This window comes from Streptomyces sp. NPDC059499 (assembly GCF_042749285.1).
Taxonomy (GTDB): domain Bacteria; phylum Actinomycetota; class Actinomycetes; order Streptomycetales; family Streptomycetaceae; genus Streptomyces.
Window position 1 is genome coordinate 792288 of record NZ_JBHYTT010000001.1, and the last position, 13592, is coordinate 805879.

A 13592-nucleotide genomic window follows, 5' to 3' on the forward strand; every position below is an offset into this window, starting at 1 on the left:
TTACAGCACCTCCGGCGCGAGCGAGATGATCTTCATGAACTTCTTCTCGCGCAGCTCACGGCCCACCGGGCCGAAGATACGGGTGCCGCGGGGGTCGCCGTCGTTCTTGAGAATGACAGCGGCGTTCTCGTCGAAGCGGATGTACGAGCCATCCTGACGACGACGCTCCTTGACGGTGCGAACGATGACGGCCTTGACGACGTCACCCTTCTTCACGTTGCCACCGGGGATCGCGTCCTTGACGGTGGCGACGATGACGTCACCGATGCCCGCGTAGCGGCGACCCGAGCCACCGAGAACACGGATGGTGAGAATTTCCTTCGCACCCGTGTTGTCGGCGACGCGCAGTCGCGACTCCTGCTGGATCACGTCTATCTCCTGATCGTCTGCCGGTTCCCGGCGGGGGCTCCGGTGAAGGAGCCCCCGCCGAGCCTGGCGGAACTTGCCTGAGGGGGGAGCCCTTCAGGAATTACTTGGCCTTCTCGAGGATCTCGACGATGCGCCAGCGCTTCGAAGCGGACAGCGGACGCGTCTCCATGATGATGACGCGGTCGCCGACGCCTGCAGCGTTCTGCTCGTCGTGGGCCTTGAGCTTGTTCGTACGGCGGATGACCTTGCCGTACAGCGCGTGCTTGACGCGGTCCTCGACAGCGACGACGACGGTCTTGTCCATCTTGTCGCTGACGACCAGACCCTCACGGGTCTTGCGGAAACCGCGGTCAGTGTTGGTCTCAGTCACAGTCTTCTCGCTCATCAGACGCTCTCCACCGTCTCGATGCCCAGCTCGCGCTCGCGCATCAGGGTGTAGATCCGGGCGATGTCCTTACGGACGGACTTGAGCCGACCGTGGTTCTCGAGCTGCCCCGTCGCCGCCTGGAAGCGGAGATTGAACAGCTCTTCCTTGGCCTCGCGGAGCTTGTTGAGGAGCTCCTCGTTGCCCAGCTCGCGCAGCTCGGACGCCTTGGTACCGGCCGACATCACGACTCACCTGCCTCGCGCCGAACGATCCGGCACTTCATCGGAAGCTTGTGAGCAGCGCGGGTGAGCGCCTCACGAGCAATCTTCTCGTTCGGGTAGGACAGCTCGAACATCACCCGACCGGGCTTGACGTTCGCGATCCACCACTCGGGAGAACCCTTACCGGAACCCATGCGGGTCTCGGCAGGCTTCTTCGTCAGGGGGCGGTCCGGGTAGATGTTGATCCAGACCTTGCCGCCACGCTTGATGTGGCGGGTCATCGCGATACGAGCTGCCTCGATCTGGCGGTTCGTCACGTACGCCGGGGTCAGCGCCTGGATGCCGTACTCGCCGAACGCAACCTGCGTGCCACCCTTGGACATACCGCTGCGCTTCGGGTGGTGCTGCTTGCGGTGCTTGACCCTACGGGGGATCAGCATTTCGGTCAGGCCTCCGTTCCGGTGCTCTCAGCCGGAGCAGCGGCGGCGGGAGCGTCGGCCTTGGGGGCCTCTGCTGCCGGCGCGGACTGCTGCGGCTTGCGGCCGCGACCGCCACGCTCGCCACCACGGCCACCACGGCCGGCCGGGCGGTCAGCGCCGCCACGAGCCGGACGGTTGCCGGCGCGAGCCGCTGCGTTCTCGGCGCGGACCTCGGCGATGTTCTTGACGTCGCCCTTGTAGATCCAGACCTTCACGCCGATGCGGCCGAAGGTCGTCTTGGCCTCGAAGAAGCCGTAGTCGACGTTCGCACGGAGCGTGTGCAGGGGCACGCGGCCCTCGCGGTAGAACTCCGAGCGGGACATCTCGGCGCCGCCGAGGCGGCCACCGCACTGGATCTTGATGCCCTTGGCGCCGGCCTTCATCGTGCTCTGCATGCTCTTACGCATGGCACGACGGAAGGAGACGCGGGAGGAGAGCTGCTCGGCGACGGCCTGGGCCACCAGCTGAGCGTCGACCTCGGGGTTCTTGACCTCGAGGATGTTCAGCTGGACCTGCTTGCCGGTCAGCTTCTCCAGCTCGCCACGGATGCGGTCGGCCTCGGCGCCACGGCGACCGATGACGATGCCCGGGCGGGCGGTGTGGATGTCAACGCGGACGCGGTCGCGGGTGCGCTCGATCTCAACCTTCGAGATACCGGCACGCTCCATGCCCTTCGTCATCATGCGACGAATGGCGACGTCTTCCTTGACGTAGTCCTTGTACAGCTTGTCGGCGTACCAACGGGACTTGAAGTCCGTGGTAATGCCGAGCCGGAACCCATGCGGGTTAACCTTCTGGCCCATTACCGGGTTCCTTCCTTGCTGCTGACGACCACGGTGATGTGGCTGGTCCGCTTACGGATCCGGTAGGCACGGCCCTGAGCACGCGGACGGAACCGCTTCAGGGTCGGGCCCTCGTCCACGTACGCCTCGCTGATGACCAGCGAAGAGGCGTCAGGGTGGTCGTAGTTGTGTGCAGCGTTGGCGATGGCGCTGTCAAGCACCTTGCCAACCGGCACGCTCGCGGCCTGCGGGGCGAAACGCAGGACCGCCTGAGCCTCCGTGGCATCCATGCCACGGATGAGGTCCACCACTCGGCGGGCCTTCATGGGCGTGACGCGGATGTACCGCGCCTGGGCCCTGGCTTCCATGGTTGTCCCTTCGGTGTGAGTCATAGTCGTTTCCACCCCGCGCTAGCGGCGCTTCGACTTCCGGTCGTCCTTGACGTGGCCGCGGAAGGTGCGAGTCGGCGAGAACTCGCCGAGCTTGTGGCCGACCATCGACTCGGTGACGAACACCGGGACGTGGATCTTGCCGTTGTGCACCGCGATGGTGTGGCCCAGCATGGCCGGGATGATCATCGAGCGACGGGACCAGGTCTTGATGACGTTCTTGGTGCCTGCCTCGTTCTGTACGTCCACCTTCTTGATGAGGTGGCCGTCGACGAAGGGCCCCTTCTTGAGACTGCGCGGCATCTAAACCCGCTCCTAGCGCTTCTTGTTCGTCTTGCGGCGGCGGACGATGTACTTGCTCGATGCCTTCTTCGGCGAGCGAGTACGACCCTCCTTCTGACCCCACGGCGAGACCGGGTGACGTCCACCGGAGGTCTTGCCTTCACCACCACCGTGCGGGTGGTCAACCGGGTTCATCGCGACACCGCGGACGGTCGGGCGTACGCCCTTCCAGCGCATACGGCCGGCCTTGCCCCAGTTGATGTTCGACTGCTCGGCGTTGCCGACCTCACCGATGGTGGCGCGGCAGCGGGCGTCGACCAGCCGGATCTCTCCGGAAGGCATACGAAGGTGGGCCATCGTGCCCTCCTTCGCCAGCAGCTGCACGGAGGCACCCGCGGAACGGGCGAACTTCGCGCCGCCGCCGGGCCGCAGCTCGATGGCGTGGATGGTCGTACCGACCGGGATGTTGCGCAGCGCCAGGTTGTTGCCCGGCTTGATGTCTGCGGTCGGCCCGTTCTCGATGCGGTCACCCTGCGACAGACCACGGGGAGCGACGATGTAACGCTTCTCGCCGTCCGCGTAGTGCAGCAGCGCGATGCGCGCAGTGCGGTTCGGGTCGTACTCGATGTGCGCGACCTTGGCCGGCACGCCGTCCTTGTCGTGACGACGGAAGTCGATCACTCGGTAGGCGCGCTTGTGGCCACCGCCCTGGTGGCGAACGGTCACACGACCGGCGTTGTTACGGCCGCCCTTGCTGTGCAGGGGGCGGACCAGCGACTTCTCCGGCGTGGACCGCGTGATCTCGACAAAGTCGGCGACGCTGGAGCCACGACGGCCCGGGGTCGTCGGCTTGTACTTGCGGATACCCATTTCTCAGTCCTCGTCCGATTCCGGACGACTCGACCTCCGTCAGGAGGTCGGGCCGCCGAAGATGTCGATACGGTCGCCCTCGGCGAGGGTCACGATGGCGCGCTTGGTGTCAGCGCGCTTGCCGAAGCCGGTCTTGGTCCGCTTGCGCTTGCCCTGCCGGTTGATCGTGTTGACCCCGGTGACCTTGACCGAGAAGACCGCTTCCACGGCCTGCTTGATCTGGGTCTTGTTGGAGCCCGGCGCGACGATGAACGTGTACTTGTTCTCGTCGAGCAGCGCGTAGCTCTTCTCGGAGACAACCGGCTTGACGAGAACGTCGCGCGGGTCCGAGTAGGTCTTGCTCGTGATGGTCGAGCTGGTAACGGTCGCCTCGCTCATCAGGCGTCGCTCCCTTCGGTCTCAGCGGTCTGGGGGCCAGACACGAAGGACTCGAAAGCGGCCTGAGTGAAGACCACGTCGTCAGAGACGATCACGTCGTACGTGTTCAGCTGGCCCGGCTCCAGGATGTGCACCTGGGGCAGGTTGCGTGCGGACAGCCACGCGGCCTCGTCGGCGCGGTCGACGACCAGGAGCAGGTTGCTGCGCTCCGAGATCTTGCCGAACAGCGTCTTGGCGGCCTTCGTGGACACTGCACCGTCGACCACGCCGGTGATGACGTGGATGCGGGAGTGACGCGCCCGGTCGGAGAGGGCACCGCGCAGGGCGGCGGCCTTCATCTTCTTCGGGGTGCGCTGCGAGTAGTCGCGCGGCTTCGGGCCGTGGACAACGCCACCGCCCGCGAACTGCGGCGCGCGGGTCGAACCCTGGCGGGCGCGGCCGGTGCCCTTCTGGCGGTAAGGCTTACGGCCACCACCGCGGACTTCACCGCGGCGCTTGGTCGAGTGCGTGCCCTGACGGGCAGCTGCCAGCTGTGCGACAACGACCTGGTGGATCAGCGGAACGCTGGTCTTCGCGTCGAAGATCTCCGCGGGGAGCTCGACGGTACCGGCCTTGTCGCCTGCCGGCGAAAGGATGTCAATGGTGCTCATTACCTCAAGCCCCCTTGGCCGCGGTACGGACCAGGACGAGGCCGCCGTTCGGACCGGGGACTGCGCCCTTGATGAGCAGCAGACCCTTCTCCGCGTCAACCGCGTGGATGGTCAGGTTCTGGGTGGTGACGCGCTCGTTGCCCATCCGGCCGGCCATGCGCATGCCCTTGAAGACACGCCCAGGGGTGGCGCAGCCACCGATCGAACCGGGGGAACGGTGCTTGCGCTGGACGCCGTGGCCGGCGCCGAGGCCCTTGAAGTTGTGACGCTTCATGACACCGGCGAAGCCCTTGCCCTTGCTCTTGCCCGTGACGTCAACCTTGACGCCGGACTCGAACACCTCGGCAGTGATCTCCTGGCCCAGCGTGTACTCGCTGGAGTCAGGGGTGCGGAGCTCCACCAGGTGGCGGCGCGGGGTCACGTCGGCCTTGGCGAAGTGGCCCTTGAGGGGCTTGTTCACCTTGCGCGGGTCGATCTCGCCGAAGGCGATCTGGACCGACTCGTAGCCGTCGCTGTCGTTCGTACGAACCTGCGTCACGACGCACGGACCGGCCTTGACGACGGTCACCGGGACAACCCGGTTGTTCTCGTCCCAGACCTGGGTCATGCCGAGCTTCTCGCCCAGGACGCCCTTGATGTTCTTGCTCATCTCGGCCCGTCCCCTCAGAGCTTGATCTCGATGTCGACGCCAGCCGGCAGGTCGAGGCGCATCAGCGAGTCAACCGTCTTCGGCGTGGGGTCGAGAATGTCGATGAGGCGCTTGTGCGTGCGCATCTCGAAGTGCTCGCGAGAGTCCTTGTACTTGTGCGGCGACTTGATGACGCAGTACACGTTCTTCTCAGTGGGCAGCGGCACCGGGCCTGCGACCGACGCACCAGTGCGGGTCACCGTCTCGACGATCTTCTTCGCCGAGGAGTCGATGACCTCGTGGTCGTAGGCCTTGAGCCGGATGCGGATCTTCTGTCCCGCCATGGCTACTAGTAGTCCTGTCTCTCATAACGCTCTGGAACCCGGGAGTTCTAAGAACTCCACCTCCGACCCACGCGGTCGGGCGTGTCGCATCCCCTCTACGAAAATCTCCCGAAGGAAATCCCAACCAAGGGGGTGCGGGCCTGAGACCTCGCGGCCGGGGGTAGAACACCCACCGGGTGCCTGGTCTGCGCCCTGCTGAACTTCCCGAAAGATTCCCGTACGTCCGACCCATGGGGTCGACGAGTACCGTGGGACTCGCTTCCGGTCCTCCCGGCGGGAGGCGCGCAGCATTGACACTCAACCGAGCAACCTGACCAGTGTGCCATACGGGTCGTAGGCCTGGCCAATCGGGCGGAGGATCCTACCCCCCGTGGTCGGATGGTCAAACGCGGGCACGCCCGGGGCGGCCACCTGCCCCCCGTACCCCTCCTGCGAAACTCTCCCCGTGGACACGAACACGGCCCCTGCCTGGACGCTGCGCCCCGCCGGCCTGCGGGACCTCGAGCCGATCGCGGAGCTCCGCGCGGCCGTGATGCGCCCCGATCTGGAGCGTCTGGGCCGCTACGACGAGCACCGCGTACGGCAACGGCTGCGGGACGCCTTCGTCCCCGAGCACACCTCGGTCGTCGAGTCCGAAGGGGCCTTCGCGGGCTGCGTCGCCCTGTGCCCGCGGGAGAACGGCCACTGGCTGGAGCACTTCTACCTCTCCCCCGCCCTCCAGGGCCGGGGACTCGGCTCCGCCGTCCTTGGCGTCCTCCTGGCCCGCGCGGACGCCCAGGGCGCCACCGTCCGGCTGAACGTCCTCCAGGGCAGCGCGGCGAAGCGTCTGTACGAGCGCCACGGCTTCGTCCTGGAGGACGAGGACCCCGTCGACGTCTTCATGGTCCGGGCACCGAGGGCCTGACCGGGGCAACCTGGCCGCGCGCATCTCCGTCTATCCCCCCGCGGGACCGGGCCGACCGACCCTGACCTGCGCGTAGTTGGTCGTACGCAGCACAGGGCCGCCCATGCGTCCGCTGCGGGGGAAGCGGAAGCGGACGGAGTACGCGGCGTGACGGATCGACCTGCCCTGCCCGGAAGAGGTGTGCCCCGGCGCACCACCCTGCTCGCGGCCACCGCGACGGCCGCCCTCAGCGCCTGTTCCGTACCGGCCCCCAGGCGCCGCAACCCCACACCGAACCCCGCCCCGGGCTTCCCGATCAGCAGTTCACGGCGTGCCCGGCTCATGCAGATACTCGCCCACCCGGACGACGACCTGTACTTCATGAACCCGGACACCCGGCAGCTTCTCGACGCCGGTACGCCCCTGGTCTGCGTCTATCTCACGGCGGGCGAGGCCGACGGCGTCAACAGGGTCCCCGGCGCCGGACGTCCCGCCCCGGACAGGGCCGCGTACTCCTCCTCGCGCCACCAGGGCCTCCGGCAGGCGTACGCGACCATGCTCGGGCTCGGCAGGTTCACCCCCTGGCAGCGGTCCGTCATCACCCTGCACGACGGCCACCGGGCCGAGGTCGACGTCCTCGCGAACGGCGCGCGCCGGGTCGAGCTGATCTTCCTCAACACCGCCATGCACACCTCGCGCGGCCGTCTCGGGCTGCCGAGCCTCTGGCGGGACCGCCACCTCGTCCTGCGTACGGTCGTCGCCGCCGACTCACCTCTGCGCAGGGCCGGTTCCTACACGTACGAGGGCCTCATCGACGTCCTCTCCGGGCTGCTGGAGCGGTACCGGCCCACCGTCGTCCACACCCTGGACCCCGATCCGGACATCCAGCACAGCACCGAGGCGGTCCGCCGGCGGGACAGCGAGCAGCGCGGGTACTCCGACCACGCCGACCACACGGCGGCCGGCTGCTTCGCCTGGGCGGCGATGATCCGCTGGGTGGCCCGGTCGACCGGGGACGGCGGTGCGGTGCCCGGTTTCGCCGTGACCTCGTTCCGCGGGTACTACAACCGGCACTGGCCCAAGAACCTGCCGCCCGGAGTGCTGGCCGAGAAGGCCGGCCACCTCGTCCCGTACGGCGGGTCCCCGGACTGGGAGTGCGGCAATCCGTCCGGGTGCGGGGACTGCAACGTGGGCGGCGACCGCCCCCTGACCAACAGGAAGGGCTGGGTCCGCTCCACCCACCACCGCTACCCGGGAGCCCGGACCGCCGTCACCACCGGGCCGGACGGCCGGCTCGTCGCCTACGGGGTGCTGGGGCTGCGCGCGGTCCGGTGGCGCGAGAGCACACCCGGCAGCGGGGTCTGGGACGAGCCGGACGACCTCGGAGGCGGCCCGCTCGCCCCGGCCCTGGGTTCGGCGGTGCTGCCCGACGGCAGACAGCTGCTCCTCGGACTGCGCTTCGCGGCCCTCGGCGGACACGGCAGCGACAACGAGCGCGAGATCGTGCTGCTGGAGCAGCGCTCCCCCGGAGGCGGTTTCCGTGCCTGGCGTGGGCTCGGCAATCCCGCCCGGGGGCAGGACCACGGGCGCCGCATCGGCGTACCGGTGGCCGTCGCCGCCCCCGACGGGCGGGTCCACCTCTTCGTGAGGAACGCCGAGAACGGGCTCAGCACCCAGATACGGGACTCGGCAGGCCGGTGGAGCGGCTGGCGGGACCTGGGCGGCGGCGAGGTCCAGGACGGGCTGAGCACGGCGGTGGACGGAGCGGGCCGCGTCCACGTCCACGCGGCCGGCCGTCACGCCGTGCACCACTGGACGCAGGACACGCCGGACGGCGGGCTGACCGCCCGCGCGCCGCTCACCGCGGCGCCGGTGCCCGGGGAGCCGCCGGCCTCGCTCGTGGGCGCCGACGGGTCCGTGGAGCTGTTCTACCGGGCCCGGGCCACGTCCCGGCTGACGGCCGTGCGGGCGGGGGCCGCGGCGGACCGCGACGACTTCGACGGGTACGGGCCCGTGGCCGCCGCCGCCACCCCGCTCGGCACGGTGCTGCTCGGCCGCACCGAGGAGGGCCGCATCCAGCTCCGTACCGGCCGGGGCCTCTCCGTACGGACACGAGGACCCGCGGCCCTCGACGGAACCGCGCTCCACCTCGGCGCGGACGGCCGCCCCACGGCGATCGGCCTGGGACCGGACGCCGTGCCGTGGGTCTGGCGGCCGTAGGCGATCGCCCTCATGGAGCCCCGGGCATGCCGAAGGGCCCCGGTCCACCGCTTGCGCGGCGGGCCGGGGCCCCTCTTGGTGCTCTGTGCGGAGCTACCAGGTCAGACGATCAAGTAATTACTTGATGATCTTGGTGACCTGGCCGGCGCCCACGGTCCGGCCACCCTCACGGATGGCGAACTTCAGGCCCTCTTCCATGGCGACCGGCTGGATCAGCGCGACGTCCATGAGGGTGTTGTCACCCGGCATGACCATCTCGGTGCCCTCGGGGAGGGTCACAACGCCCGTCACGTCCGTGGTACGGAAGTAGAACTGCGGGCGGTAGTTGTTGAAGAACGGGGTGTGACGGCCACCCTCGTCCTTCGACAGGATGTAGGACTGCGCCTGGAACTCGGTGTGCGGCGTGACCGAACCCGGCTTGATGATGACCTGGCCGCGCTCGACGTCCTCGCGCTTGATGCCACGAAGAAGCAGACCGACGTTCTCACCGGCCTGGCCCTCGTCGAGCAGCTTGCGGAACATCTCGATGCCGGTGACCGTGGTGGTGGTCTTCTCGGTCTTGATACCGACGATGTCGACGGTCTCGTTGACCTTCAGGACACCACGCTCGATGCGGCCGGTGACGACCGTACCGCGACCGGTGATCGTGAAGACGTCCTCGATGGGCATGAGGAACGGCTTCTCGACGTCACGCTCGGGCTGCGGGATGGCCTCGTCGACGGCGGCCATGAGGTCCAGAACGGTCTGGCCCCACTCCTTGTCGCCCTCGAGCGCCTTGAGCGCCGAGACCTTGACGACCGGAAGGTCGTCGCCCGGGAACTCGTACTCGGAGAGGAGCTCACGAACCTCGAGCTCGACGAGCTCCAGGATCTCCTCGTCGTCCACCATGTCGGCCTTGTTCAGGGCGACGACGATGTACGGAACGCCGACCTGGCGGGCCAGGAGCACGTGCTCCTTGGTCTGCGGCATCGGGCCGTCGGTGGCGGCAACCACGAGGATCGCGCCGTCCATCTGCGCGGCACCCGTGATCATGTTCTTGATGTAGTCCGCGTGACCGGGGCAGTCGACGTGGGCGTAGTGACGCGACTCGGTCTGGTACTCAACGTGAGCGATCGAGATCGTGATACCACGCTGGCGCTCTTCGGGAGCCTTGTCGATCTGGTCGAAGGCCGAGGCCTCGTTCAGGTCGGGGTACGCGTCGTGCAGCACCTTGGTAATGGCGGCCGTGAGGGTCGTCTTACCGTGGTCGATGTGACCGATGGTGCCGATGTTGACGTGCGGCTTAGTCCGCTCGAACTTTGCCTTCGCCACTGGGGTCCTCCTGAGTGGTTCTGTACGCCTTGCTTCATCGGCGCCAGGTGATCTTTGCTGGAATGCCGGTGCCGGGGGCATTCGCCGCACTGCTTGCGCGCTGCGACGAATGCCCGGCCAGGCTCCGGTGACAAGCCTAAAGCGTGGACTCGGAAGAGTTACTCGCCCTTGGCCTTCGCGATGATCTCCTCGGCGACGTTCCGCGGAACCTCGGCGTAGGAGTCGAACTGCATCGAGTAGCTTGCGCGACCCGAGGTCTTGCTGCGGAGGTCTCCGACGTAGCCGAACATCTCCGAGAGGGGCACGAGGCCCTTCACGACGCGAGCGCCGCTGCGCTCCTCCATGGCCTGAATCTGGCCACGGCGGGAGTTGAGGTCGCCGATGACATCGCCCATGTAGTCCTCGGGCGTGGTGACCTCGACGGCCATCATCGGCTCGAGGAGCACGGGGGACGCCTTGCGGGCACCCTCCTTGAACGCCTGCGAACCGGCGATCTTGAAGGCGAGCTCCGAGGAGTCGACCTCGTGGTAACCACCGTCGAGAAGGGTGACGCGGACGCCGACCATCTCGTAACCGGCCAGGATGCCGAACTGCATGGCTTCCTGGGCACCCGCGTCCACCGAGGGAATGTACTCACGGGGGATGCGGCCACCGGTGACCTTGTTGACGAACTCGTAGGAGGCGTCGCCACCCTCGATGGGCTCGAGGGCGATCTGCACCTTCGCGAACTGGCCGGTACCACCAGTCTGCTTCTTGTGCGTGTAGTCGATGCGCTCGACGGTCTTGCGGATCGTCTCGCGGTACGCGACCTGGGGCTTGCCGACGTTCGCCTCGACGCGGAACTCGCGCTTCATGCGGTCGACGAGCACCTCGAGGTGAAGCTCGCCCATACCACCGATGATGGTCTGGCCGGTCTCCTCGTCGGAGTGCACCTGGAAGGAGGGGTCCTCCTCCGAGAGACGCTGGATGGCTACACCCAGCTTCTCCTGGTCACCCTTGGACTTGGGCTCGATGGCGACCTGAATGACCGGCGCCGGGAAGTCCATGGACTCCAGGATGACCGGGTTCTTGTCGTCACACAGCGTCTCACCGGTGGTGGTCTGCTTCAGGCCCATGACGGCGACGATGTCACCGGCGCCCACCGAGGGGATCTCCTCACGCTTGTTCGCGTGCATGCGGTAGATCTTCCCGATGCGCTCCTTCTTGCCCTTGACCGAGTTCAGCACCGCGGTGCCGGCCTCGAGGCGACCGGAGTAGATCCGGACGAAGGTGAGCTTGCCCAGGTGCGGGTCGCTCGCGATCTTGAACGCCAGGCCGGAGAACGGCTCGTCGTCCGAAGGCTGCCGCTTGACAACCTTCTCCGGGTCCTTCACGTCGTGGCCTTCGATGGCCTCGACGTCCAGGGGGGAAGGCAGGTAGCGGACGACCGCGTCGAGCAGGGGCTGGACGCCCTTGTTCTTGAACGCGGTGCCACAGAACACGGGGGTCACGGTGACGGAGTCGGCCGTGCCCTTCGACGCGAGGGTGATCCGACGGATCGCCTCGTGCAGCTGCTCCTCGGTGGGCTCGACGCCCTCCAGGTACAGCTCCATCATCGCGTCGTCGTTCTCCGAGACGGCCTCGAGCAGCTTGCCGCGCCACTCCTCGGCAGCCTCGACGTGCGTGTCGGGGATGTCGACGGTGTCGTACATCTCGCCCTTGGCGGCCTCTTCCGACCAGACAAAGGCCTTCATCGACACGAGGTCGACGACGCCCTTGAAGTCGGCTTCGGCGCCGATGGGAAGCTGCATGACCAGCGGAACAGCGCCGAGGCGCTCGATGATCATGTCGACGCAGCGGTGGAACTCGGCACCCGTGCGGTCGAGCTTGTTGACGAAGCAGATACGCGGCACGCCGTAGCGGTCCGCCTGACGCCAGACAGTCTCGGACTGGGGCTCGACGCCCGCCACACCGTCGAACACGGTGACGGCACCGTCGAGGACGCGGAGCGAACGCTCCACCTCGACGGTGAAGTCGACGTGACCCGGGGTGTCAATGATGTTGATCGTGTGATCAACCTCATTGAGCGGCCAGTGACAGGTCGTCGCGGCCGACGTGATCGTGATGCCGCGCTCCTGCTCCTGCTCCATCCAGTCCATCGTGGCTGCGCCGTCGTGGACTTCACCGATCTTGTACGAAACGCCGGTGTAGAAGAGGATCCGCTCGGTGGTGGTCGTCTTGCCCGCGTCGATGTGGGCCATGATCCCAATGTTGCGGACCTTGGCCAGGTCAAGCGAAGTGGTGGCCATAAGGCTCAATCTTCTCTCGGTCTCGATGGGGTAAGCGACTACCAGCGGTAGTGCGCGAAGGCCTTGTTCGACTCGGCCATCTTGTGGGTGTCCTCGCGCTTCTTGACAGCTGCGCCAAGACCGTTGGAGGCGTCGAGCAGCTCGTTCATGAGGCGCTCGGTCATGGTCTTCTCGCGACGGGCGCGGGAGTAACCCACGATCCAGCGCAGCGAGAGGGTGGCGGCACGACCGGGCTTGACCTCGATCGGCACCTGGTAGGTGGCGCCACCGACACGGCGGGACTTGACCTCGAGCGAGGGCTTGACGTTCTCAAGCGCGCGCTTCAGCGTGATGACCGGGTCTGCGCCGGTCTTCTCGCGGAGGCCTTCCATGGCGCCGTACACGATCCGCTCGGCGGTGGAACGCTTGCCGTCGAGGAGGATCTTGTTGATCAGCGAGGTGACAAGAGGAGAGCTGTAGACCGGGTCGATGATGACCGGGCGCTTCGGGGCGGGGCCCTTACGAGGCATTCTTACTTCTCCTTCTTGGCGCCGTAGCGGCTGCGGGCCTGCTTGCGGTTCTTGACACCCTGGGTGTCGAGCGAGCCGCGGATGATCTTGTAACGAACACCCGGCAGGTCCTTCACACGGCCGCCACGCACGAGCACGATCGAGTGCTCCTGCAGGTTGTGTCCCTCACCCGGGATGTAGGCCGTGACCTCGATACCGGAGGTCAGACGCACACGCGCGACCTTACGGAGGGCCGAGTTCGGCTTCTTCGGGGTGGTCGTGAACACACGCGTGCAGACGCCACGGCGCTGGGGCGAACCCTCGAGCGCGGGCGTCTTGTTCTTCTCGACCTTGTCCTGCCGGCCCTTCCGGACCAGCTGCTGAATCGTAGGCACTACTTCTCCGGTTTCTGTGTGCCGTCGTTGTAACTAACCTGAAACACTCGCCGACCCACGCGGTCGGGTGTGTCGAATACTGCAAGCTCCCGCCCTGAGGCAGGAAAAACGCAGATTGCGGTGGCCACTTACGGACTCGCCATGCGGTTGAGGACACGCACCCGAGCCCAGGCACACCCCAGGCACAAGGCTTGAGCGTACCTACCTCACGGACTCCGGTCAAAACAAATGCCACGGGGCACGTCCCG

Annotated in this window: 18 protein-coding genes; 2 read left to right on the forward strand and 16 right to left on the reverse strand. The window is 67.1% G+C overall.

What is annotated here, in order from left to right; translation table 11 throughout:
- The 12 genes from rplN to rpsJ form a co-directional block, all read right to left on the reverse strand.
- The gene (gene rplN / locus ACFW9O_RS03705) at nt 1–369 is read right to left on the reverse strand and encodes a 50S ribosomal protein L14 (RefSeq protein WP_003966950.1); all 369 of its coding nucleotides are present in this window, start codon (nt 367–369) and stop codon (nt 1–3) included.
- 100 nt (nt 370–469) lie between these two features.
- Nucleotides 470–754 carry a 30S ribosomal protein S17 gene (gene rpsQ, locus ACFW9O_RS03710; protein ID WP_073718385.1) on the reverse strand — a complete coding sequence of 95 codons (285 nt, stop codon included), beginning with the start codon at nt 752–754 and terminating at the stop codon, nt 470–472.
- Complete coding sequence (gene rpmC, locus ACFW9O_RS03715) at nt 754–978, reverse strand: 50S ribosomal protein L29 (protein WP_014047786.1); 225 nt, start codon at nt 976–978, stop codon at nt 754–756. Before rpmC ends, rpsQ begins: the two co-directional genes overlap by 1 nt.
- Complete coding sequence (gene rplP / locus ACFW9O_RS03720) at nt 978–1397, reverse strand: 50S ribosomal protein L16 (RefSeq protein WP_014047785.1); 420 nt, start codon at nt 1395–1397, stop codon at nt 978–980. Before rplP ends, rpmC begins: the two co-directional genes overlap by 1 nt.
- 5 nt (nt 1398–1402) lie before the next feature.
- Nucleotides 1403–2239: a 30S ribosomal protein S3 gene (gene rpsC, locus ACFW9O_RS03725; RefSeq protein WP_014047784.1), complete on the reverse strand. Its 837-nt coding sequence runs from the start codon at nt 2237–2239 to the stop codon at nt 1403–1405.
- Nucleotides 2239–2586 (reverse strand): 50S ribosomal protein L22, encoded by a 348-nt coding sequence (gene rplV / locus ACFW9O_RS03730; protein WP_026290933.1) that lies wholly within the window; start codon nt 2584–2586, stop codon nt 2239–2241. Before rplV ends, rpsC begins: the two co-directional genes overlap by 1 nt.
- 42 nt (nt 2587–2628) lie before the next feature.
- Complete coding sequence (gene rpsS, locus ACFW9O_RS03735; RefSeq protein WP_023539342.1) at nt 2629–2910, reverse strand: 30S ribosomal protein S19; 282 nt, start codon at nt 2908–2910, stop codon at nt 2629–2631.
- A gap of 12 nt (nt 2911–2922) precedes the next feature.
- Nucleotides 2923–3759 carry a 50S ribosomal protein L2 gene (rplB, locus tag ACFW9O_RS03740; RefSeq protein ID WP_031096363.1) on the reverse strand — a complete coding sequence of 279 codons (837 nt, stop codon included), beginning with the start codon at nt 3757–3759 and terminating at the stop codon, nt 2923–2925.
- A gap of 39 nt (nt 3760–3798) precedes the next feature.
- Nucleotides 3799–4137: a 50S ribosomal protein L23 gene (gene rplW, locus ACFW9O_RS03745; RefSeq protein ID WP_031096361.1), complete on the reverse strand. Its 339-nt coding sequence runs from the start codon at nt 4135–4137 to the stop codon at nt 3799–3801.
- Nucleotides 4137–4787 carry a 50S ribosomal protein L4 gene (rplD, locus tag ACFW9O_RS03750; RefSeq protein ID WP_384604591.1) on the reverse strand — a complete coding sequence of 217 codons (651 nt, stop codon included), beginning with the start codon at nt 4785–4787 and terminating at the stop codon, nt 4137–4139. The genes rplW and rplD overlap by 1 nt, the downstream gene beginning before the upstream one ends.
- 4 nt (nt 4788–4791) lie before the next feature.
- Complete coding sequence (rplC, locus tag ACFW9O_RS03755; RefSeq protein WP_328905321.1) at nt 4792–5436, reverse strand: 50S ribosomal protein L3; 645 nt, start codon at nt 5434–5436, stop codon at nt 4792–4794.
- A 14-nt stretch (nt 5437–5450) separates the two neighbouring features.
- Nucleotides 5451–5759 carry a 30S ribosomal protein S10 gene (gene rpsJ / locus ACFW9O_RS03760; RefSeq protein ID WP_003948644.1) on the reverse strand — a complete coding sequence of 103 codons (309 nt, stop codon included), beginning with the start codon at nt 5757–5759 and terminating at the stop codon, nt 5451–5453.
- 445 nt (nt 5760–6204) lie between these two features.
- On the opposite strand from rpsJ, the gene ACFW9O_RS03765 reads away from it, so the two are divergent.
- Together ACFW9O_RS03765 and ACFW9O_RS03770 are read left to right on the forward strand one after the other, a co-directional pair.
- Complete coding sequence (locus ACFW9O_RS03765) at nt 6205–6663, forward strand: GNAT family N-acetyltransferase (RefSeq protein WP_384604594.1); 459 nt, start codon at nt 6205–6207, stop codon at nt 6661–6663.
- A gap of 180 nt (nt 6664–6843) precedes the next feature.
- The gene (locus tag ACFW9O_RS03770; RefSeq protein ID WP_384605258.1) at nt 6844–8862 is read left to right on the forward strand and encodes a PIG-L family deacetylase; all 2019 of its coding nucleotides are present in this window, start codon (nt 6844–6846) and stop codon (nt 8860–8862) included.
- A gap of 117 nt (nt 8863–8979) precedes the next feature.
- Here ACFW9O_RS03770 and tuf read toward each other — a convergent pair whose 3' ends face one another.
- The 4 genes from tuf to rpsL form a co-directional block, all read right to left on the reverse strand.
- Complete coding sequence (gene tuf / locus ACFW9O_RS03775) at nt 8980–10173, reverse strand: elongation factor Tu (RefSeq protein WP_351176412.1); 1194 nt, start codon at nt 10171–10173, stop codon at nt 8980–8982.
- A 158-nt stretch (nt 10174–10331) separates the two neighbouring features.
- Entirely contained in the window at nt 10332–12461 is a 2130-nt protein-coding gene (gene fusA / locus ACFW9O_RS03780; protein WP_351176409.1) for an elongation factor G, read from the reverse strand.
- Nucleotides 12462–12499: 38 nt separating this feature from the next.
- Nucleotides 12500–12970 (reverse strand): 30S ribosomal protein S7, encoded by a 471-nt coding sequence (rpsG, locus tag ACFW9O_RS03785; protein ID WP_014154599.1) that lies wholly within the window; start codon nt 12968–12970, stop codon nt 12500–12502.
- Between the two features lie 2 nt (nt 12971–12972).
- Nucleotides 12973–13344 carry a 30S ribosomal protein S12 gene (gene rpsL, locus ACFW9O_RS03790; RefSeq protein ID WP_003948652.1) on the reverse strand — a complete coding sequence of 124 codons (372 nt, stop codon included), beginning with the start codon at nt 13342–13344 and terminating at the stop codon, nt 12973–12975.
- Nucleotides 13345–13592 lie beyond the last annotated feature (248 nt).